The organism is Bacteroidota bacterium (genome assembly GCA_016715945.1).
In the GTDB taxonomy this organism is placed as follows: domain Bacteria; phylum Bacteroidota; class Bacteroidia; order Bacteroidales; family F082; genus JALNZU01.
The window spans coordinates 988927-1009736 of record JADJXJ010000001.1; the positions used below are offsets into that span (position 1 = coordinate 988927).

General features: G+C 47.2%; 18 protein-coding genes and 1 tRNA gene. 9 read left to right on the forward strand and 10 right to left on the reverse strand.

The genetic code is table 11. The features are described from left to right. Window positions 1-18: 18 nt before the first annotated feature. Window positions 19-1593 (reverse strand): peptide chain release factor 3, encoded by a 1575-nt coding sequence (locus IPM52_03655; protein ID MBK9290714.1) that lies wholly within the window; start codon window positions 1591-1593, stop codon window positions 19-21. Window positions 1594-2629: 1036 nt separating this feature from the next. Here IPM52_03655 and IPM52_03660 point away from each other — a divergent pair. Next, window positions 2630-4870, forward strand: coding sequence for a TonB-dependent receptor (locus IPM52_03660; GenBank protein ID MBK9290715.1), 2241 nt, complete (start codon window positions 2630-2632; stop codon window positions 4868-4870). Between the two features lie 234 nt (window positions 4871-5104). Here the strand turns inward: IPM52_03660 and IPM52_03665 are convergent, their stop codons facing one another. The 5 genes from IPM52_03665 to IPM52_03685 form a co-directional block, all read right to left on the reverse strand. Beyond that, a complete protein-coding gene (locus IPM52_03665) occupies window positions 5105-6145 on the reverse strand; it encodes an IS630 family transposase (GenBank protein ID MBK9290716.1) in 1041 nt (346 codons plus the stop codon). 200 nt (window positions 6146-6345) lie between these two features. Beyond that, on the reverse strand, window positions 6346-6867 hold the full coding sequence (locus tag IPM52_03670) for an outer membrane beta-barrel protein (protein ID MBK9290717.1): 522 nt from the start codon (window positions 6865-6867) through the stop codon (window positions 6346-6348). 124 nt (window positions 6868-6991) lie between these two features. Beyond that, entirely contained in the window at window positions 6992-7252 is a 261-nt protein-coding gene (locus tag IPM52_03675; GenBank protein ID MBK9290718.1) for a response regulator transcription factor, read from the reverse strand. A gap of 89 nt (window positions 7253-7341) precedes the next feature. Then, window positions 7342-7986, reverse strand: a complete 645-nt coding sequence (locus tag IPM52_03680; protein MBK9290719.1) for a response regulator transcription factor — start codon at window positions 7984-7986, stop codon at window positions 7342-7344. Window positions 7987-7991: 5 nt separating this feature from the next. Then, window positions 7992-10127: a tetratricopeptide repeat protein gene (locus tag IPM52_03685; protein MBK9290720.1), complete on the reverse strand. Its 2136-nt coding sequence runs from the start codon at window positions 10125-10127 to the stop codon at window positions 7992-7994. 64 nt (window positions 10128-10191) lie between these two features. On the opposite strand from IPM52_03685, the gene IPM52_03690 reads away from it, so the two are divergent. The 6 genes from IPM52_03690 (at window position 10192) to aroQ (ending at window position 15660) form a co-directional block, all read left to right on the forward strand. Continuing rightward, window positions 10192-10704, forward strand: coding sequence for a hypothetical protein (locus tag IPM52_03690; protein ID MBK9290721.1), 513 nt, complete (start codon window positions 10192-10194; stop codon window positions 10702-10704). A gap of 5 nt (window positions 10705-10709) precedes the next feature. Beyond that, on the forward strand, window positions 10710-11261 hold the full coding sequence (locus IPM52_03695; protein MBK9290722.1) for a hypothetical protein: 552 nt from the start codon (window positions 10710-10712) through the stop codon (window positions 11259-11261). Between the two features lie 43 nt (window positions 11262-11304). Then, a complete protein-coding gene (locus IPM52_03700) occupies window positions 11305-13710 on the forward strand; it encodes a TonB-dependent receptor (GenBank protein MBK9290723.1) in 2406 nt (801 codons plus the stop codon). Between the two features lie 88 nt (window positions 13711-13798). Beyond that, entirely contained in the window at window positions 13799-14614 is an 816-nt protein-coding gene (locus IPM52_03705) for a hypothetical protein (GenBank protein ID MBK9290724.1), read from the forward strand. Window positions 14615-14666: 52 nt separating this feature from the next. Continuing rightward, on the forward strand, window positions 14667-15167 hold the full coding sequence (gene tpx / locus IPM52_03710) for a thiol peroxidase (protein MBK9290725.1): 501 nt from the start codon (window positions 14667-14669) through the stop codon (window positions 15165-15167). A gap of 70 nt (window positions 15168-15237) precedes the next feature. Beyond that, on the forward strand, window positions 15238-15660 hold the full coding sequence (aroQ, locus tag IPM52_03715) for a type II 3-dehydroquinate dehydratase (GenBank protein ID MBK9290726.1): 423 nt from the start codon (window positions 15238-15240) through the stop codon (window positions 15658-15660). A 6-nt stretch (window positions 15661-15666) separates the two neighbouring features. On the opposite strand, the gene IPM52_03720 is transcribed toward aroQ, so the two are convergent. The 3 genes from IPM52_03720 to IPM52_03730 form a co-directional block, all read right to left on the reverse strand. Beyond that, window positions 15667-16683: a glycosyltransferase family 2 protein gene (locus IPM52_03720; GenBank protein MBK9290727.1), complete on the reverse strand. Its 1017-nt coding sequence runs from the start codon at window positions 16681-16683 to the stop codon at window positions 15667-15669. Beyond that, the gene (locus IPM52_03725) at window positions 16680-17564 is read right to left on the reverse strand and encodes a lysophospholipid acyltransferase family protein (protein ID MBK9290728.1); all 885 of its coding nucleotides are present in this window, start codon (window positions 17562-17564) and stop codon (window positions 16680-16682) included. Before IPM52_03725 ends, IPM52_03720 begins: the two co-directional genes overlap by 4 nt. A 64-nt stretch (window positions 17565-17628) precedes the next feature. Then, window positions 17629-19128, reverse strand: coding sequence for a GWxTD domain-containing protein (locus IPM52_03730; GenBank protein ID MBK9290729.1), 1500 nt, complete (start codon window positions 19126-19128; stop codon window positions 17629-17631). A gap of 271 nt (window positions 19129-19399) precedes the next feature. Here IPM52_03730 and IPM52_03735 point away from each other — a divergent pair. After that, window positions 19400-19488, forward strand: a tRNA-Ser gene (locus tag IPM52_03735). A gap of 472 nt (window positions 19489-19960) precedes the next feature. On the opposite strand, the gene IPM52_03740 is transcribed toward IPM52_03735, so the two are convergent. After that, complete coding sequence (locus tag IPM52_03740) at window positions 19961-20275, reverse strand: hypothetical protein (protein MBK9290730.1); 315 nt, start codon at window positions 20273-20275, stop codon at window positions 19961-19963. Between the two features lie 178 nt (window positions 20276-20453). Here IPM52_03740 and IPM52_03745 point away from each other — a divergent pair, with 178 nt between their 5' ends. Continuing rightward, window positions 20454-20783, forward strand: a complete 330-nt coding sequence (locus tag IPM52_03745) for a multidrug efflux SMR transporter (protein MBK9290731.1) — start codon at window positions 20454-20456, stop codon at window positions 20781-20783. The last annotated feature ends 27 nt before the right edge of the window (window positions 20784-20810 follow it).

The window sequence follows — 20810 nt, forward strand, 5'->3', positions numbered from 1 at the left end:
AACTGCTGAGCTCCTTTTTCAGAACTCAGAAGTGAAGTGGAATTTGATATCGGGATATTTTTCCATGGCCGTTTGCAGTGCATAGGGCGAATCGGCCAGAAACACGTCCCTGCCTTCTTTGTCGAGTGCCAGGAATGAAGCTTTGCGCGCTTTGAAGTCATCGAGCATTGCTTTGTTGTTGCTTGTAATCCAGGCGGTTTTGTAAAGGGTGATAGGTTCGTAACGGCAGCTGGCGCCATATTCGTGGAGCAGGCGGTATTGAATAACCTCGAACTGCAGTGCACCAACCGTTCCGATTATTTTCCGGCCGGTAGCCCTGCCTGTAAACAGCTGAGCAACGCCTTCGTCGGTAAGCTGTTCCAGACCTTTGGCCAACTGTTTCGATTTCATGGGGTCGGCATTTTCCACATAGCGGAACAGTTCGGGCGAGAAGCTTGGAATACCTTTGAAATGAAGCACTTCGCCTTCGGTGAGGGTATCGCCGATTTTGAAATTGCCCGCATCGTACAGACCCACAATGTCGCCGGGATACATCTCGTCGACCACCGATTTTTTCTGCGCCATGAATGCAGTGGGATTGGCAAACTTGAGTTTGCGGTCGAGGCGCACATGGTGATAGGGTTTGTTGCGTTCGAATTTCCCCGAAACCACACGCACAAAAGCTATCCTGTCGCGGTGGTTGGGGTCCATATTGGCGTGTATCTTAAAGACAAAACCAGTGAATGCCTGTTCCGTGGGATCTACAAGCCGTTCCTCGGCATCGCGGCCCACAGGCGTGGGTGCAATCCGGATAAAACAATCCAGCAACTCCCTGACTCCGAAATTATTCAATGCACTTCCGAAGAACACCGGACATATTTTACCGCTCAGGTAGTCGTCCACCTCAAAATCCGGATAAACCCCACTCACAAGTTCCAGGTCGTCGCGCAATTGCTGGGTGGAATCGCCAATATACTGAACCAGAAAAGGATTGCTCAGGTCATCGAAGGCAATGCCGGCTTCCACGCGTTGCTTGTTGGGTTCGAAGAGATAGAGGTTGCGGTCGAAAATATTGTACACGCCTTTGAAAGTAGGCCCCATGCCAATAGGCCAGCTCAGGGGTGTAACTTTCAGATGCAGCTTGCGCTCTATTTCGTCGAGCAGGTCGAAAGGGTCTTGTCCTGGCCGGTCGAGTTTATTGATGAATAGAATAATAGGAGTGTTGCGCATGCGGCAGACCTTGACCAGTTTTTCGGTCTGAGGTTCCACACCCTTGGCGGCATCAATCACCACCACCACACTGTCCACGGCTGTAAGTGTGCGGAAGGTATCTTCAGCAAAATCCTGGTGTCCCGGAGTATCCAGAATATTGATTTTCACATCCTTATACTCAAATCCCATCACCGAGGTGGCTACGGAGATTCCACGCTGACGCTCAATCTCCATCCAGTCGGATGTGGCTGTCTTGGTAATTTTGTTCGATTTCACCGCACCGGCCACCTGAATAGCCCCGCCAAAGAGCAGGAGTTTTTCGGTGAGTGTGGTCTTTCCCGCGTCGGGGTGGCTGATGATGGCAAAAGTTCGCCGGCGCCTGATCTCCTCAATCAATCCCATCCTGAAAAATTTTTACAAAGGTAAGGAAGATGGGCCATTTGCACCGACTTTGAGCTTGTGCGCCACTGGCAGTGGAAGCCACAAATGAAATCCATGCCTACATAATGAACCTTATAACCTATTTTTAGACAGATATATATGTCATACCAGCGGAATACAGATCAGGACGAAACAGCAGTTCATCTTGTGGGGGTATTGGCGTCAGCATGGTGTAGGTGATAAACTCACGCGCAATTCTCAAGACCGCAGGATTGTAGGCATTAATTTGATTACTGATTTAAAAGTCTTCCATCCCAAATTTCAATTTTAATCCTGTACAACTAGCAAATCATCACTGTCAGGTATTTAAGATAAACACCAATACGCTTGGCATTAGGTGCGATAGGATGGTGGAGAAAAAGAACTGGGTTATGCTAATTTTTTTATGGATGTACGGAACTCTGCCACCGTATTTGTAAAAGTCAAAGATTTCAGAATGCATCGAATGCCAAACCCAGCATTAAGCTGTCAAATTAACAAAAAAAACGTCAAAAAAAAGTAAGTAAGGAGTTATCGGTACTCGGTCAAGTACTTCGATTTGCTAATGCATGACCAATAGGTTGAATGTGACTAAATGAAACATTAATGAAAGTTGTTTTTCTGAAGTTTTGAAAAATTAAGACTTGGATGTACCTCCCATTTCGCAATCGAATATTGATGATGAGGTAAATTTTGCTTACCAGGATAATGCAAAATCTTTTAAGAATTCATGTCCATTGGTGAACAAAGATGTCCGATAATGAACAATCAGCGCACTCTATATTTCATATAAAAAACTTATTTTATTCTGCACGAGGCCGTTAGAACTTTGGCACAATTTTCAGCATTTGTAATCGAACCAAATTGAAACACTATGTCAGGAACATCTTCAGTGTGCCAAGTAGTCGTAGCAGTTGCAATTCTTTTACTTATTCAAGGGCGAGGTTTCACACCATCAGCGCAAAATTATACTCAAACCATACGTGGGCAGGTAATTGACTCACAGACTGGTATTCCGTTGCCCGGTGCAACAATAATTCTCATCGGCACCGATCCCTTGATAGGTACAATTTCAGATGCGGATGGAAATTTCAGACTTGAAAAAATTATTGTTGGCAGGGTTGACATTGTGGTGAGCATGATTGGTTATGAGCCTGTTAGCCTCAGGAATTATTTACTTACATCAGGAAAAGAGCTGCTTCTTACTGTTAGAATGGACGAAAAAATATACCAGCTTTCAGACATTGAGGTTCGTCCGGAGCTGGAAAAACACAAGCCACTCAACGAGCTGGCCATGGTGAGTGCAAGGTCATTCACGGTTGAAGAAACGGAGCGATATGCCGGGAGTCTGGGCGACCCCTCACGAATGGCAGCCAACTTTGCAGGCGTCTCGTCGCCCACCGACCAACGCAACGACATTGTGATAAGAGGCAATTCTCCCTTCGGTTTGCTTTGGCGCCTTGAAGGCATCGACATCCCAAACCCCAACCACTTCGGTACCATGGGGTCAACCGGGGGGCCTGTAAGCATACTGAACAATAATTTACTCGATAATTCCGATTTTTACACTGGCGCATTTCCGGCCGAATTTGGCAATGCTATGGCCGGGGTATTCGACTTGCGTTTGCGCAACGGAAACAACGAAAAACGGGAATTTACTGGCCAGGTAGGCTTCAACGGTTTTGAATTAGGTGCCGAAGGCCCTATTTTCCGGTGGAGCAAATCATCTTTCCTGGCAAATTTCCGGTATAGTACGCTTGAATTACTTCGGTCAGCAGGCTTGAGTTTTGGCACCGGCCAGGCAGTTCCACAGTACAAAGACCTGGCATTCAAAGTTAATATACCTTTAAAATCGGGTAAAATCAGCGTGTTCGGTATTGGTGGAATCAGCAGAATCGAAATGCTTGACAGCCAGGGCGACTCTGCTTCATATGGCTTCTCTGGAACAGATCTTCGTTTTGGTGCCTCCATGGGTGTGATCGGAATTAACCACCTACATTTTATCAGCGAACAAAGCCGGTTAAGTACCCATTTGGCCATCACAGGCCTACAAAACACCACTGATATGGTTGACCTTGGGCATGATAAAGAAATTCCTGTGATCGTGGAGGATGACCACGAGCTTACCATTAGGTTTTCCACCGGATTGCATCATCGGTTCAATGCAAGAAACTTCGTGCACCTTGGCACCAATTGCGACCTAAAAAATGCACGATACGTCGGAAAACAGTACCATTGGGATATTGATCGTTATGTTTACTATATGAATGGTAGAGGATTATTCTCTTTTGTACAGGCCTATACCGATTGGCTGCACCGTTTCAGCAACAACCTTAGTACTTCTATTGGATTACATTCCTCCTTTTTGCTTTTGAATAATGGATTTGCGCTCGAGCCACGTCTAGCAACGCGGTGGACATTCAAGCCAGGCCAGTTTTTAAGCTTTGCTACCGGAATGCACAGCCAGACGCAACCAACGGCGGTTTATCTGATGGAGGAATTGGTGGACACTTCGCAGATGGTATATCAACGCACTAACAAAGATGTAGGATTTTCGCGTAGCCTGCATTTTGTTGCTGGTTATGACCGACTGTTGGGCGAAGGACACAGACTAAAAACTGAGGTGTATTATCAATGGTTATATCATATACCTGTTTCGCATCAGCGTCCCGAATATGCCGCACTTAATCACGGTGGTGCGTTTGGCTATATCGTTTTTCATGAGTTAGTAAACCAGGGTAAGGGAAAAAATTATGGTATAGAGCTGACACTGGAAAAATTTCTCCGCAAAGGTTTCTATTACCTTATCACTGCCTCCATGTTTGAATCACATTATTGCGGGTTTGACAGCGTATGGCGAAACACCGCATACAATAATAATTTTGTTATCAATGCGTTGGGAGGGTTCGAATGGTCTATTGGCAAGCGCAGCCATATAGCACTCGATTTAAAAACAGTTTATGCTGGTGGGAACAGGTATTTACCGGTTGATGTGGAACAATCGTTAAAAAGGAATGGTGTTGTTTACGATTGGAAACATGCTTACGAAAACAGATACCCCGATTATTTCAGGATGAATGCCAGAATCAGTTATCACCTCAACGGAGAAAAAATTAACCAGCAATGGGCAATCGACCTGCAAAATCTTACTAATCAAAAAAATATTTTTACGCAAAACTGGAATAACAGTAAGCGCAAATTAGTAACATCCTACCAGATGGGGTTTATGCCAATGTTAACCTACAAAATACATTTCTAATCACTATTATCCGACTAAATTTTAAAATGTAACCCTTCGGCCATGAGCCTATTTTAGGATGGGGTTGGGTTGCAGATATTTGCGCTTAAAATTTTTGGGATATGATTCGTAAAGAGCGCAAAGACAAAATGTTTTTTTTGGTTGAGCAGTGGGAGCAAAGCGGTGTAACAGCCCCCTAATAGGTCGGACATAATTACCAACAAAAATTATTACTCCGGCAATTAAACATATCAATTAACAGGCTTTAGCGTAGTTTACTTTTTCGTGCTCAAAAAAGCTTTTGACTTTCTTCTTGTTGTGGTAAAGCTTTCGCATGTATGACCTCACATAGCCTTCAAGTTCACCCTGGCTACGTGGTGCAGGCTTGCTCCTTATCTTGTTCTTCACATCATTGTTCACATATTCATCAGGGTTCAGTTCGGGGCTGTAAGCTGGCAAGAAGTACAGCTCTATAAGCAGCCTGTTTTCTTCCAACCAGGCTGAAACCCGTTTAGAATGATGTACTTTCAAATTATCCACAATCAGGAAAACCTTACGGGGCGCATCGCGCACAAGCCGTTTCAAAAAAGTGAGGAAAAGGTCTATGTTCATTGCCCCTTTATAGACCATCCAACGTATCTTGCCTTGGTTGTCAATGGCCGAAACCATACTGGTACTAAAGCGTTTGCCCGTTACATTTCTCACAGGTGTTACCCCTTTGGGCGAATACCCCCTGCCCCTGTTATCCTCACTCGAAAAACCGGTTTCGTCGCACCACATAATGTCGGCTTCATGTTCTTTTGCCTTTTCCTTTATGGCAGGGTAAACCTCCTCAAGCCACCTCTTAACCTGTTCAGGTTGTTGCTCGTACGAACTTTTAACAGGCTTCTGGGGTGTAAACCCCCATCGCTTGAGGTAATCGCCTACTGTGCGTATGGGTAGTAAAATCCCAAATTGCATTTGGATCAGCTGGGCAACTGCATGGCGTGTCCACAAGGCATAAGGCAGCTTAAGCTGTTCAGGATGCTTGTCAATGAGCATGCTTTTAATGGCTTTCTCTTGCAACTTGTCCAAACGGCGCATTTCGCCTTGCTTTCTGCCCCTGGTCTTAGGATTGATTGCTGAAACCCCTTCTTCTTTATAGGATTTCCACCAAAGGTGAACTGTCCGGCCACTGCATCCAAGCATCTTTGCAACTTCAACTTGTTTTTTGCCACTTTTCAACATTCGTATGGCTGACCGGCGCATCTCCTTTAGCGCTGGGTCAGGTAGTTTTCTAAAATCTATTCGTTCCATACGACAAAAATACACAATTATTTTATATATTTAACCGCCGAGGTAATAAATCAGGGCGATTTATGAAGAATAAAAGACACTTTTGTTTGTTCGGAAATATGAAGCAGGGATTCTAAGCCCCTGCTTCTTAAATGAATAACTATTTGCTCATCATCTTTGTTTTGCAGACAAATTGTATTGTAAATGACCTACAAGTTTTGTCATAGTTTTAAGGTCAAGCCCGCTGTAATCCAGGAGATGCCATAGCCCAGTTCGCCAAACACCCCAAACTTTTCTCCGAAGTGATAACGGCCGCCTACATATCCTGAATAAGTCAAACCTCCGGCGGATGGAGTGGGGAGATTGACTGAGCCTTCAAGACTTACATTTGCGATGTTGTAACCTAACATTATGCCACCATAAGTGTCGATATTGTCAACCAATGGATAATGGTAAGCGCCCTTTGCACCAATGATAATATAGCTGTATTTCCATTTGTAGTTCAGTGCCGAAAAATCCTGCACCGATGAGGTGTAGCCGGCATATCCTCCAACTGAAATGTTGTCGTTGATGCCTACCTCAAAACTTACCGAAACCGGTGGCATAGTCACACTGCCCGCCGCAAAACGGGCACCCAGGCCAAGTCCAATATTCAGGTCTTTCTGTCCTTTTTCAAACTGGGCAAATGATGCTACATTCCACATCAAGAGGGCTACTGCCAGAAGTAATAATCTTGCTTTCATAATTTGATTTTGATTGATTGTTTGCCTACTCTATTCTAACTTTTCGGCCTACGCTATCTATCTTAACTTTTGGTTCTGATTCATCTAAAAGCTCAAATCGTAAACTACTGTACGAGCTGATTTTCTAAATGCTATTACCGTTTTCCTTTGAAAATTCTCTGAACATTTGCGATGAGATGATGCCGTTCCTCACAGCGTACTTAAACATGGCCAAAGGTGTGGCAGCACCGGTTTTTTGAATAATCTGTTTGCGATAAGTATCCACAGTGCGTACACTCAGGCCAAGCTTTTGAGCTATTTCCCTTGAGGTATATTCCTCAGCTACAAGACGCAATATTTCAACCTCCCGCGATGACAGCTTTTGCCTACGTGTGTTGATTTCCATGACATTCTTGTTTTGCACAAAAATATCACCGGCAATAAGCCCCTGTCATCCGTAAGAAAAGGTACTTTTGATACGTACTGGTAGGTATTTTATGGTACCAGTCCGTTCTCGAAGGCATAACGGATCAGCCCGACCAGAGTCTGGGAATTGGTCTTGTATAAAATGTTCTTCCGATGGGTGTCAACCGTGCGCTTGCTGATAAAAAGCTTCTCGGCTATTTGTTCACTTGAGTACTCCTGAATGATGAGTTGAAGAATTTCAAGCTCGCGCGGGGAGAGTTGAACGAGGTTGTTTTTTTGTTTTTTCTCCTTTTTGATCCTGCGCAACATCATTTCCATCACCTTGTTGCTGAAATAAGTCCCGTTATCGAGAATTTGTCTGATGGCAGAACTGAACTCCTGATAGGTTGCATCCTTTAGAATATATCCTTCCGCTTCGGCATCAAAGATTTCTTCAACCACCTCTGGTTCGCAATACATGCTGACAACCAATACTTTCACATCAGGAAATTTCTGTTTGACCTCTTTCACAAGATCAAGGCCGCTCATACCCGGCATTTGGATATCCGAAATCAAAAGATCCACTTTCCTGGACCGGAGGATGCTTAGCGCCTCAAGTGCCGATCCCGCAATGCCGGCATTTTCGGTTTCAGGAATAGTCGCGATTAGCGCTGCGAGTCCTTCAGCAAATAGTTTATGATCATCGGCAATTAGTATATGTACTTTGTTATCCATAATGCTCATGCTTCGGTGGTATTAAAAGCGAGTGTAAAAGTATTCGCGCCATCAACAAGTCGCCCGAACCAAATCTTGCCACTCAGCAGCTCAGCCCGCTTGAGGATACTCATCAACCCAATACCTTTTGATTCCTCAACCGGGGATGGTTCTGACCACTTTTGCCCGTTATCGGTGATGGTCAATTGTATTTGTTTGCCTTTATTTTCCAGGGCTATCAAAATTTTTGTAGCACTGTTGTGCTTCAGAATGTTATTGACCATTTCCTGAACTACCCTGTAAAGGGTGTGCTGAGTTTGTTTTTCTAAGGCATTAATATCGGCTTTAATCAGAAGTTCAATTTTCGCGTTATTGGTACCATTAATTGAATCTGCAAGCTCTTCCAGGGCAGCACCTAATCCTTTGCGGACCAAAAAACCGGGCATCAGATTTTTCGAAATGCGCCTGAGCTCCTGAGTAGATTCCTGGACAATTGTTTCGGATTTTTTTAAGAATTGATCATCGGCAGTATGCTGGGCGGTGCGCAAATTCAGGAGGGCGGCCGACAGCAACTGTCCAAGCCCATCATGCAGCTCCATTGCAATACGCTGCCTTTCACGATCTTCGGCAGCCATGGCTTCCAGAAACACTTTTTGCTGAAGGGTCGCTCTTTCTTTTTCGAGCGTTACTTTATGCCGATATTTCAAATGGGCCGTAATGGCGCCAAAAACCCAAACAACGCCGCCTAACAACAATAAGCCATACAAGATCAGGTTTTTGCGCCGAGCTTGTTCTTTGGCAAGTTCGAGGGCTTTGATCTGATTATCCTTGTTTAACTTTTCAATTTCCTGTTTCTTCCGCTCGGTATCAAACTTCACCTCCAATTCAGCAATCTTTTCTTCGAGTTTATTATTGCTCAGTACTTCATTGTAATGAAGCAATGAGTCCATCGCCTGAAATGCCAGGTCATATTCCCCAGCAGTGCGATGAATGGCGCTTTTAATTTTCCAGGATTTGGCCAGACGTGCAAGTGATTGGACTTTACGGGCTGAAATAAAAGCAGAGTCAATGTACCATTTCGCCATGCTTGTGTTACCGAGCATCAGATAGGCATGCGCCAGATGATTATAGTTGTGGCTCTTTCCAATTTCATCGTTAATTGACTTTCGGTATCGGAGCGACTGTAAAGAGTAATTTATCACCCGTTCATAATTTCCGATTAACTGGTGGATTTCTGCAAGGTTATTCAGCACAATGCCAAGGCCATACGCATCACCTAGTTTTTTGCGGATCTCATAGGCCGACTCGAACGCCTGAAGCGCTTTCGGGTAATTGTTCATCGCGTGATACGCATTCCCAAGGTTGTTCAGGGAAGCCGCAATACCGTGCTGGTCATTGAGTCGTTCTCGAATTGCCAGGGCCTCACGATGATACTCCAGCGACCTTTCGTATTGTCGCAAATCATCATAAACAAGGCCCAGATTGTTGTAAACGTTTGCGATCATTTGTTCCCTACCTTCCTCCTGCCGGAAGAGCTGCAATGCGTCGTAAAACACCTCGGCAGCACGGGCAAAATTTCCCCTCTGGTGGAAAATCATCCCCTGATTATTAAGCGAACTGCCTGCGATTGACCTGAATCCCTTTTCAGAGGCGAGCTCGTATGCATGTTGATAAAAATGTAAAGCACTGTCTGGTTTTCCCGACACATCGAAAGCCACACCAAGCACATTTGATGCCGTCGCCATACCTCGGTGGTAACCTAGCAAGTTTGCTTCGGCCAATGCCTGATTCCCAAAGACAATAGCTTTCGCAGGCTGGCTGTACCAATGCGCTCTGCACAATTGCACCAGCAGGTCAACCCTTGCTGAGTCAACAGCTTTTGTCAACTGCTGCTCCAGATTGGCTATGTCGGATGATTGGGCAAACAATGAAGGTAAACCGATATATAACAACAGAATCCTCAAGAATGTCAGACCCTGAATTATGCGCTTTCCAAAAAAATTGATACAAGTTTGATAAACAATTGGTTGAAACATAGTCAAGCAAATGTTGACATCTCCAAAAGTAAGTATTATCGGGGATAAATCAAAACATTTTGGAATCAACCTTGCTTCTGAAATCGGTACACAGTTTAAAATGCAACAAGCGAAGCTGCGTGCCATCTAAATCAGGAAAATTTTCGGTTTAAAGCTTCAGGAAGTATAGCCTGTGTAACTTTACCAAAAAATGAAACCTTCTTCCACATTCAGAATCATAGGGCTTGGGCTTCTGGCCGGAGCTTTCAATCTGCTTGTTTTTCCGTATTTCTCCATGATGATGGGCGGGCATCAGTTGCTCGACACGCGTTTTTTCTACAATCCGCAATCAGTTGCCGGGCTGTTGTCCGATTTGGGCGAAGATGGCCGCCGGTGGTATTTGTGGATGTCGGGGCTGGCCGATATGCTTTATCCCCTGTTTTATGGCAGACTTTTTCTGGAATTGGCACGCCTGGCCACGCCGCGCAAAAGTCTGCACAAAATGGCATGGCTGGCCCCATTGGCAGATGTGGCGGAAAATATGTTCACTTTCAGCATGTTGCTTGTCTTTCCATCATTTATTCCTGCCCTGGCTTATTTAGGAAGTTTCTTCAACGGCACCAAATGGCTGGCTGTAGGTTTGTTTTTATCCTGGCTCTTGTTCGCTGCCGTAGCGAAAATCATCCGAAGACTTGACCCCAAAAGGCACGACGCAAATTATTGATAGCTTTGCGCACTATGCGAATTGCAGCTTTCATCGCTACCTGCCTGCTTGCCGTGGCGCTGGTGGTTCCCTTTTGGGGTGCTGCCTGGCTGGTAGTTCGCATACAACTCACACAATTTCAGGTAAAAAAACAGCTCACGACGGGTTTCGAAGCGCAAAATCTGATGGTGCTCGACATCCCCAAATCAGAGGAAGCTTCGGGCAATGGCAGGTTTCATCGCATCCACGCTTCAGAATTTGTCTATGATGGCCAAATGTACGATGTGGTCTCGGTGAACGATCTGGGAAACGTGATGCGCTACCTCGTTTATCCCGACCACGAAGAAACCAGACTCAAACGCCGGCTGACACGAAAAATGGAAAGTCAGGGCGCCATGCCCCTGAATAGATGCGTGGAACTTATGGCTTCGGTGCATTGGCTTGTTCAGAAAGACACCATGGATCTATACCGACCGGCTGCTTCCTTCGTCTCCTACTTCGATCAAGGTTCAGATACATTAAGCCGTTACACAACGCCTGAACATTTACCTCCTGATTATCAGGGTTTGATGCGCTAAGAACTTTAAACCCAATTTATTCATTAATTTATCAGGAGATAAAATGAAAAAGATCTTTTTATCACTCATATTATTTTTAGCCCTGCAGTTGCATACGCTGGGGCAACAGATTCAGCTATTGGACGCTACTACCCGGCAGGCACTGCCATTTGCCACAGTTGTGCGGCTTCAGACCGGCGAGGCACGTATTGCCGGGTCGAATGGCAGGTTGGTGTTCGACGGACTGACACAGGCTGACACACTGCAATTCAGCATGTTGGGTTATGCCACCAAGAAACTATCGTTGAAGCAGCTCGAAGAAAGGCGGTATGTTGTAGCCTTGCGTCCGGTGGATATCAGGCTCGGCGAGGTGGTTGTTTCGGCCAACCGCTGGGCAAGCGTTGCGCGCGAAGTGCCACAGCGCATCAGCCGCATCAGCAGCGCTGCCATCGGACTGAGCCAGCCTCAGACTGCGGCCGACCTGCTGGGAAGCGGAGGCGAAGTATTTATTCAGAAAAGCCAGCAAGGTGGCGGAAGTCCGATGATTCGCGGATTTGCCACCAACAGGCTGCTTATCGCTGTGGACGGGGTGCGCATGAACAATGCCATCTTTCGTGGGGGTAACCTGCAAAACGTGATTTCTATCGACCCTTTCAGCCTGCAAAGTGCCGAGGTGCTCTTTGGTCCGGGTTCGGTAATGTATGGAAGCGATGCCCTTGGCGGGGTGATGCTCTTCAATACCTTACGTCCTGAAATACAGGATGATGAACCGCATGTGAATGGAGCTGCCACAGCACGGTACGCCTCGGCCAACAACGAAAAAACCTTTCATATGCACCTGATGGCCGGAGGAAAAAAAATGGCCTCGCTCACCAGTTTCAGCATGAACGATTTCGGCCACCTCCGCATGGGACGCTATTGCCGCGACGAATACCTTAAAACCTATTACATACAGCGCATGGACAGCGTGGATCGTGTGGTCGAAAATCCCGACCCCCTTGTGCAAATTCCCAGCGCCTACAAACAGTGGAATCTCTTACAAAAATTTCTGGTTCCACTTACGCCCAATCTTGAACTGGGTTACACGCTTATTCACTCTACCACAAGCAATTACGACCGCTACGACCGGCTGCTCCGCTTCCGTAACAACCTGCCACGGAGCGCAGTGTGGTACTACGGGCCGCAGGACTGGACCATGAACCTGCTCAGCCTGCAATGGAGCCATTCGAACAAGTTTTTCGACGATTTGAAGCTCAACATTGCCCGTCAGGACTTTGCCGAAAGCAGGCACGACCGCGATCTGAACCGCAACGTATTGAGGCACAGATGGGAAAAAGTAACAGCCTGGTCTTCGAATGCCGACTTCAGGAAGCTGCTTGCACCTAACCGCACCCTCGTTTATGGCCTGGAGTGGATCTGGAACAATGTAGAATCGACCGGCGAAGATGTCAACATCAAAACACGCAAGACAACCAAAGCCCTGGCCAGGTATCCCATGGCCGACTGGACAAGCCTGGGCGTGTATGCGCAACTCAGTCACCGCTTCAACCAACAATTCCTGGTACAGGCAGGTGCCCGATACAGTCATACACTGATCGATGCCACATTTGACCAGGCGCTCAGCGGACTGCCATTCAGCAAGGCTGAACTGAACAAAGGTGCCCTTACCGGAAGCGCCGGACTGCTGTTTAATCCCGACAGCAAAACCAGCCTGAGTTTCAACCTGGCTTCAGGCTTCAGGGCGCCGAATGTGGACGATATGGGCAAAATCTTCGACTCCGAACCAGGTACCGTCACCGTACCCAATCCTGCGCTCAAACCTGAATACCTCTATTCGGCAGAGCTTGGCCTGGCACGTGAGTTGGGTAACCGGGCCAAATTGGATGCCACCGCCTACTACAGCTATCTCGACCAGGCCATGGTGCGCCGCGCATTTACCCTGAACGGGGCCGACAGTGTAATCTACAACAACGAGATGAGCAAGGTGATGGCCATACAGAATGCAGCCTTTGCCACGGTGTATGGCCTGCAGGCCTCGCTCGAACTCAAGGCAGGAAACGGCTTATCGTGGCGCAACAGCCTGGTATGGCAAAAAGGCGAAGAAGAGCTGGACAACGGCGAGCGCAGTCCGCTCCGCCATGCCGCTCCCCTGCTCTACCGGTCGGCATTGAGCTACAGGAATCAACAAACAACCATCGAACTTTATTACATTTACAACGCCGAAGTGAGTCACGAAAACATGCCCGCCGAAGAAATCTCAAAGGATTATATGTATGCCATAGACGAGAATGGAAAACCTTTCTCACCAGTATGGTACACACTGAATATCAGATTGATGCATCAGATCAACGAAACCTTTGGCATTTCTGCAGGCATCGAGAACATCACCGACAGGCGCTACCGACCCTACAGTTCAGGTCTGGTGGCACCGGGTCGGAATATGGTCTTTGCGCTCAATATGAAGTTCTGAACAACGAGGCTTGCAGCAGGTTGCCTGTTGCAAGCCTCTTTTAAACCACCTTATTGCAGCAAAAATGTTTGTAAGAAACTTACTGTTGTTGTTTGCATTTTTGGGAGCCTCAGCCGCGCTGCATGCCCATATCGAGCCACCAAAATCGCCGGATGAGCGTAAAAATGCACTTGCCACGCGCGAAAAATACCGGAAAGCCGGGGTGATGCGCGCAACTCTCACCCAAACCTCAGCTGATGGTAAAACTTTCCCCTTGATCGAGTGGAAATACGACGACCAGGGACGTGAAAGCACCATGGTGATGTATGATCAAAAAACCGGCAACAAAACCTTCGTCACCCAAACGTATGACAGGATGAGCAACCTGGTGCTCAATGCCGACCGCAACGAAACCGGACAGATTTCGGAAATGAACGTGCTGGAATATACCCCCGAAAACCTGATTAGCCGGGTAATCAGCTATGACAGCAACCTGCATATTTCCGGCACCATGGAATATACCTACCTGAAAAACACTGTCTTGGCAACAAAATACCTTCATAACCATAGTCAGCAATACACCATCACCTATGTTTATGTCAACGGGAAAAACACCGGGGCTATCCAGCAGGATGGCGCCGGCAAGCTGATGATGCGCACAGTGAATCAATATGGTTACGATGGCATGCGCACGCTGAAAGAGGTGTACAACTCCGACAATCAGCTCGATTTTTACTACACCTACTCATACTCCGCAAATGGCGACTTCGAACGTATCGAAAAGCGTAGTCCGGAGCGAAAACTGTTGCGAACTGATGCATTTACCTACAACGAAAAAGGCTTGATTGACACCCTGACAATTTCTGACGCTGACGGAAACATGATCCTGAAAAGACAATATGCTTATGTTTTTATTAACGATTGAGCTTTGAACATCTGAACACAGTAAACGTTTTAAGTCAAATTTACCAAACACTATGGCAACAATTACCCTTAAAGGAAATCCCATCAACACAGTGGGCCACCTGCCCGAGAAAGGCAGCATGACACCAGACTTCAAACTTGTAAAAAGTGACCTGAGCGTGGTTACGCCAGCCGACCTCAAAGGCAAGAAGGTGATTCTGAACATCTTCCCCAGCCTGGATACGGATGTATGTGCTGCCTCTGTGCGCAGGTTCAATGCCGAAGCATCGACGCTCGACAACACTGTAGTGCTTTGTATATCCAAGGACCTTCCTTTTGCCAACAAGCGTTTCTGCTCGGTGGAAGGTTTGGAAAATGTGGTCACTGCCAGCGATTTCCGCGATGGCAGTTTTGGGAAGAATTTTGGTGTGACCATAGCCGACGGTCCATTAGCCGGGCTGCACTCGCGCGCTGTGGTGGTGCTCAACGAAAACGGCCAGGTAATTTACACCGAGCAGGTTCCGGAAATTGTGCAGGAACCCGACTACGAAGCTGCCCTCAACGCGGTGCGCTAAAAAAGAAATCTGACTAACTTGCAGGCCTGCAACAAATGTTGCGGGCCTTTTGCTTTTTATTGTATTCAATATGAAGATACTGATTCTCAATGGCCCCAACCTCAACCTGCTTGGCAAACGCCAGCCCGAGGTTTATGGCAGCCAAAGCATGGACGAGGTTGTTCAAAACCTCAGGGAACAATTTCCAGAGCATAGGCTCGAATATGCCCAATCGAACCACGAAGGCATGTTGATCGACTGGTTGCACGAAGCCGGACAAAGCTTCGATGGTGTAGTCTTCAATCCCGGTGGCTATGCCCACACCAGTATTGCACTGGCCGATGCCATCCGAAGCATTAATGTGCCTGTGGTAGAGGTGCACATCAGCAATATCCATGCCCGGGAGGCCTATCGCAACCACAGCTTTACGGCTGCTGCTGCCAAAGGCCTGATTTCCGGATTTGGCACCAAGGGTTACGCATTGGCTGTCAAGGCATTGGAAATGATGGCCTAGACCATTTCAGCTCAGGCTTTTCTGATTGAGCTCAGTGAAAAATCGTTTCTGCAGAAGAAAATAGTCTATCACAATATTTCTTCGGTAAATCCGGCTCACCTTTTTGGGCTGTATAGCTTTTCGCTTTTTGCTTAGCACAGGCAGTTTGCGGTAGAAATGGGCATGTGCCCGCCATACTGCAAAGAAATCACCCCAACCACCTTCAATAAGGAATTTAAGACTTGCCACAATGTCGAGAAACAAGCGCGAAAGAATGACGTACCAGAAATAGGACGACGGCATGTTTTTGTAGATCATCGAAAGGTTGTTGCGAAAGTTCAGATAGGTCTTTCGCGACGAAACCTTGGGCAACGTACCCCCTCCGATGTGATATACCTTAGAATGAGGCACATAAATTATTCGCCAGCCAAGATGCTTCATTCGCCAGCAAAGATCAATCTCTTCCATGTGAGCAAAAAAATCGGCATCGAAACCTCCTGCTGCTTCGAATGCCTCCCGCCTGAGAAACATGCAGGCTCCGCTGGCCCAGAATACCTCGAACACATCATCGTACTGGCCCAGGTCTTCTTCCAGGGTTTGAAACAAGCGGCCACGACAAAAAGGATATCCGAATTTGTCGATGAATCCTCCGCCTGCGCCAGCGTATTCAAAATATGCCATATCGGCATAAGAGAGCAGTTTTGGCTGACATGCAGCCACATCGGGATGCGCCTCCATAAAACCATAAAGTCCTGACAGCCAACCCTGTGTTACTTCAATATCGGAATTAAGCAGCACAAAGTATTTGTAACGGAGCTGTCTCAGGGCCTGGTTGTAGCCACCGGCATATCCGTGATTTTTATTGTTGATGATGATGCCAGCCTCGGGATAATTCGCCCTGAGCCATTCCACCGAGCCATCGGTGGAAGCATTATCGGCCACAATCACATCAGCCTCGGGACTAAAACGCAGCACATCCGACAGAAAACGTTCGAGGAAACGCTTGCCGTTGTAATTCAGGATGACGACGGCTATATCTTTCATTTTGAGGCTGATTTGCGTTTATGTTTCCATCTGCGGTGGCTCCACAGCCAGTTGTCGGGACTTTGGAGGAGCGAATGCTCGAGCCGGCGCGCATAAGCTTCGGTGAGCGGGTTAGTCTTTTCTGGGTCATCCACCGGACGCAGTTCTTCGACCACTGCCAGGTAATTTCCCCTTTCCGTGCGGAGCAAATCTACATAAAAGACCTCAAAACCAAGGCTTTGTGCCATCTTTTCCATTCCGGTGAAAAAAGGCGTCTCCTGATGCATGAAAGTGGTCCAATGATCGCTGCTTTTTCCGCCCGGGGTTTGGTCGCCAGGGATAATCATTACGCGCACCTTGCTATCGCCGGAAGCCAGCTTACGGTAGGCCGTCTTCGACTCGAGCAACTTCAGTCCGCCCAGCCTGCTGCGCATGTGGTAAAAGAGGGCATCGAACACCCTGCTGCGCTGTTGTTTGTAAAACGAGCCTGCCTGACCGGGAAAAACGAGCGACAAATAGGCCCCAAACCATTCCCAGTTGCCGCAGTGCCCTATGGCCAGAAACACGCGTTTACCCTGGCTGAGGGCGTTGTCAATCAGCGCTTTGTTTTTCATTTGCATGAGTTGCGTCAGCTTTCGCGGCGAAATGCTGAGCAAACAAAGCGCCTCGGTAAAAAGGTCGGCGAGGTTGCGGTAAAACTTCTTTTCTATCGCCCGGAGCTCGTCAGTTGTCTTTTCTGGAAAGCTGAGTTGCAGATTTTTTCTTACCACCATGCGCCTGTAGCGGACCACCCTGCGAAGCAGAAATGCGATGACATCCGAGAATGCATACCGCAGTTTTGATGGTAAAGCCCTGATTAAAAACGATATGGCAGTAAACAACCAAATGATGGCCCTGGTCATAAGTGCATCTTCTGAGGCGCAAATTTACGGCCTTGGCTTTAAAGAATTGATGATGCGCAACGGATTAGCGCGGTGTTCTGAAGAAGTCGTCAGCCCTGTTGCCGAAAATATCTTCCGGGCGGGTGGCATCGATGCTGTGCGGATCCCAGGTGCGCTTGTAAATATCGAGCTGCCAACGGTAGTTCGACAGTTCGCCTATGGCATCGCTGTGAATGAGCACAAAATCGTTGGTCACCATGTCCTTGGTTGCAAAAACGAAACGCTTGTTGCGCTGCCTGCCCAGGGTATAGTAGTGCCAGATTTCGTAGGGATATGCGCCGGGTTCGCTGTAGCTTTCCACCACCTGATCCGGCGGACCATATTTCAGGTAAACCCTGCCCCGGTCGGTGTTGTAGCCTTTCTTTACGGGGGTTGCGTATGCTGCATTTACCTTCCTGACCTCCAGATAATATTTTTCCCATTCGGTGGCCGGGTCGTCGTAATTGCGTTTTTGCCAGAAGTTGTAGAAAAACCTCTGCATGGTAGCCAGGTCGTTGGTTTTGGCCAGATTGTAGGCATAGTCGCGCTCGGCCTCGGAGGCAATGGGCGCAATACAGCGGAGGAAATCGCGCAAAGTATCGGCATGGGTGATCCGGCTGGCAAAGGTATTGCCCACTACCACCGACGAAAGGTCGGCCATACGAAACTCCACTCCGGGATTGGATCGCTGGAAAAAAACTTTGTTATTGGTTATCAGTTTGTTCTGCTGGTCGCGCACTTCCAGCACAAGGTTGTAATTGCCCGATGGCAATTGGCTGATATCCATGCTGTGCAATACTATGTTTACCGGCCGGGCATCCATGCGTTTGCGAAAAACAAAATCGTTCATGCGGCTGAGGTTCTCGCTGGATTCGATATAGCCGCTGACGAGAAACTTGCCATCGCTGCCCCACACCTTATCGGAGTGATAGATCTCCGAATAGAAATTCAGGCGGTTCGACGAAGCCGGATAAAAGGCATAGACCATCGGAATGAGGTCATATCCGTTTTTGGTTAGTTCGTTTTGTGTGGCCGCAGGCTCAAAACGCTCCAGGAGCTGAATGGCCGAAAACTGAACTTTCTCCTTGTCGAATTCCAGATTGATCACCTCTGAGGTTGAAAAAGGAGGCACAACAGCGTTGTTGGGATCGGAAAGCTCCACATTCATGGTGTAGGTTCCCTGCGGCAGAAAGAACCGTTGCTGGTCGATGATGCCGATGGCCGAACGGCTCAGGTCGGGAATCTTTGGGCTTCGGAGGGTGTATTTGGCAAAACTGCGGATGCTGTCGTTGCGCGAAAAACTCAGGGTAATGTCAACCGAGGCCTGAAACTGGTTGTCGTCCACAGGTACAAAAACCACACTGCTTCCGGCCACCGCCAGATAAACTTCCACATATGGATCACTATCAGGCACATTGAAAGTGGCATAACTCAGGTAGGCCCGCAGACTTTTTTCATCCTGCTGGGAAAAAGCAGTGGTGCTATTGCTTTGTAGCATGAAGAGTGCTGCGAGACAGATCAGATGTTTGATAATAGGCAAACGCATAGTCAGGTTATTTTAGACAAGCTGATGTCCGTTCGATGTTCTTTTTTTTGCTGGTTCTTAGAATTAACTATTTGATTACCAATACATTACTCAAATCCCGTTCACAAGAACCCTGAAACAGTCGAAGAAGGAACTTCAGCTAAGTACAAATATAATCAAATACCCATTAGGGCGTGAGTTTGCAGCAGGATAAGGCAGTTTGCATCTTGTTTCTGGTTTCGTGGCCGAAGATCATTTGCGAGCGAGCGCCAAAAGTTTTTACCTTTGCAGCGGAGGAATGGCAGAGCGGTCGATTGCGGCGGTCTTGAAAACCGTTGTCCGCCTAACGGCGGACCGGGGGTTCGAATCCCTCTTCCTCCGCAACTTTTGATGAAGTTTGAAGTAAACCACTGTAAACCCCACTGTTTACGGTGGTTTTCTGCTTTTAGGGCAGTAGCCGGATGCAACCGGATGCAGCATTTCCGGTGGAGTTTAGGTGGAGTTGAGATTTCATGAAAATCTGCTCCACCGAATTTGAGCCTAATACGCTGATTTGCACTACATTGCAATGTGCCTGATGGGGAGTTTAACCCTATGTTTAACCCTAAAAAACTTTTCATCATGGCATCATCTAAATTCAATGTGTTGTTTTACGCCAGGCACATCAGTATGGCGCCAAACGCCCGTATCAGAAGCCTAAGCCCGGCCCAACTTGTTTAAGAACAGGTTTAGGCTTTCAGGACACACCCGAAAAGGCGGTGCTGATGTGGTTGGAGCTCTCCTTCACGGAATTACAAAACTACCCTGGAATTTTTGCCCTTGATAATCGTTCTTTCCAAAAGTTGATTTTAGGTCAATTGTTCCGCTCAATCACCAGTTCATGCCAGTGCTCAGCAGCTGCAAGCAGCACTTTCAAAAACATCTGAACAAGCTCATCTTCTTCAATATGAACATCTTTTATTTCAAGATGCTCCACCTTAAGCAGATAGTAATGATCCAACGGACTTGTGGAACTGTAGATTGGGTTGGCTTTTTTCCAGGCCAGCTCCTCCTGGTCCGAAAACTGGCTTGCGTCGGTAATGTCGATCAGAAAGCGGTTGTGTGGCCCCGCCTCCAAAAGCATCTTCATGGGCTGGGCGGGATGAAGATAGATATCAATTTCCTGCATGTGATCGGGATTGGTTTCTAAACATAAAGATATGAAAAACAGAGTGTTTTTGCAAGAAATCTGCTGCAAAAAAGGCCATATGGCAGGCTTAATTTCTGCGAAAAAATGACCCTTTTAACTTTGTTGCAAACTGTTTATTTAAGCTATCTTGCGCCCAGAATTCAATGGTCATCATTTGATGCACTGGTTTATTTTGATCACTGCCGGCTTGTTTGAAGTGGCATTCGCATTTTGTCTTGGCAAAGCCCGCCTGAGTGAAGGTGGCACCATGTGGCTATGGTATGCTGGTTTTGCAGTCTCGCTGTTTGCCAGCATGGCATTGCTCATCAAAGCCACGCAGGTGCTGCCCATTGGAACTGCCTATGCGGTGTGGACGGGCATTGGTGCTGCCGGCACAGCCTTGCTGGGCATTCTGGTATTCAGGGAACCGGCAGGTTTTCTGAGGCTATTTTTTCTTTTTACACTCATTGCCAGCATAGTTGGCCTCAAAGCAGTGTCGCCGCACTAATCTATGACCACTTTCGCTTTTACCCAT

Coding starts and splice junctions, on each gene's coding strand:
- IPM52_03725 (MBK9290728.1), bottom strand. CDS start 17,564: ATGACCAGGGCCATCATTTGGTTGTTTACTGCCATATCGTTTTTAATC.
- IPM52_03745 (MBK9290731.1), top strand. CDS start 20,454: ATGCACTGGTTTATTTTGATCACTGCCGGCTTGTTTGAAGTGGCATTC.
- aroQ (MBK9290726.1), top strand. CDS start 15,238: ATGAAGATACTGATTCTCAATGGCCCCAACCTCAACCTGCTTGGCAAA.
- tpx (MBK9290725.1), top strand. CDS start 14,667: ATGGCAACAATTACCCTTAAAGGAAATCCCATCAACACAGTGGGCCAC.
- IPM52_03665 (MBK9290716.1), bottom strand. CDS start 6,145: ATGGAACGAATAGATTTTAGAAAACTACCTGACCCAGCGCTAAAGGAG.
- IPM52_03700 (MBK9290723.1), top strand. CDS start 11,305: ATGAAAAAGATCTTTTTATCACTCATATTATTTTTAGCCCTGCAGTTG.
- IPM52_03690 (MBK9290721.1), top strand. CDS start 10,192: ATGAAACCTTCTTCCACATTCAGAATCATAGGGCTTGGGCTTCTGGCC.
- IPM52_03740 (MBK9290730.1), bottom strand. CDS start 20,275: ATGCAGGAAATTGATATCTATCTTCATCCCGCCCAGCCCATGAAGATG.
- IPM52_03680 (MBK9290719.1), bottom strand. CDS start 7,986: ATGGATAACAAAGTACATATACTAATTGCCGATGATCATAAACTATTT.
- IPM52_03670 (MBK9290717.1), bottom strand. CDS start 6,867: ATGAAAGCAAGATTATTACTTCTGGCAGTAGCCCTCTTGATGTGGAAT.
- IPM52_03655 (MBK9290714.1), bottom strand. CDS start 1,593: ATGGGATTGATTGAGGAGATCAGGCGCCGGCGAACTTTTGCCATCATC.
- IPM52_03720 (MBK9290727.1), bottom strand. CDS start 16,683: ATGAAAGATATAGCCGTCGTCATCCTGAATTACAACGGCAAGCGTTTC.
- IPM52_03685 (MBK9290720.1), bottom strand. CDS start 10,127: ATGGCACGCAGCTTCGCTTGTTGCATTTTAAACTGTGTACCGATTTCA.
- IPM52_03730 (MBK9290729.1), bottom strand. CDS start 19,128: ATGCGTTTGCCTATTATCAAACATCTGATCTGTCTCGCAGCACTCTTC.
- IPM52_03675 (MBK9290718.1), bottom strand. CDS start 7,252: ATGGAAATCAACACACGTAGGCAAAAGCTGTCATCGCGGGAGGTTGAA.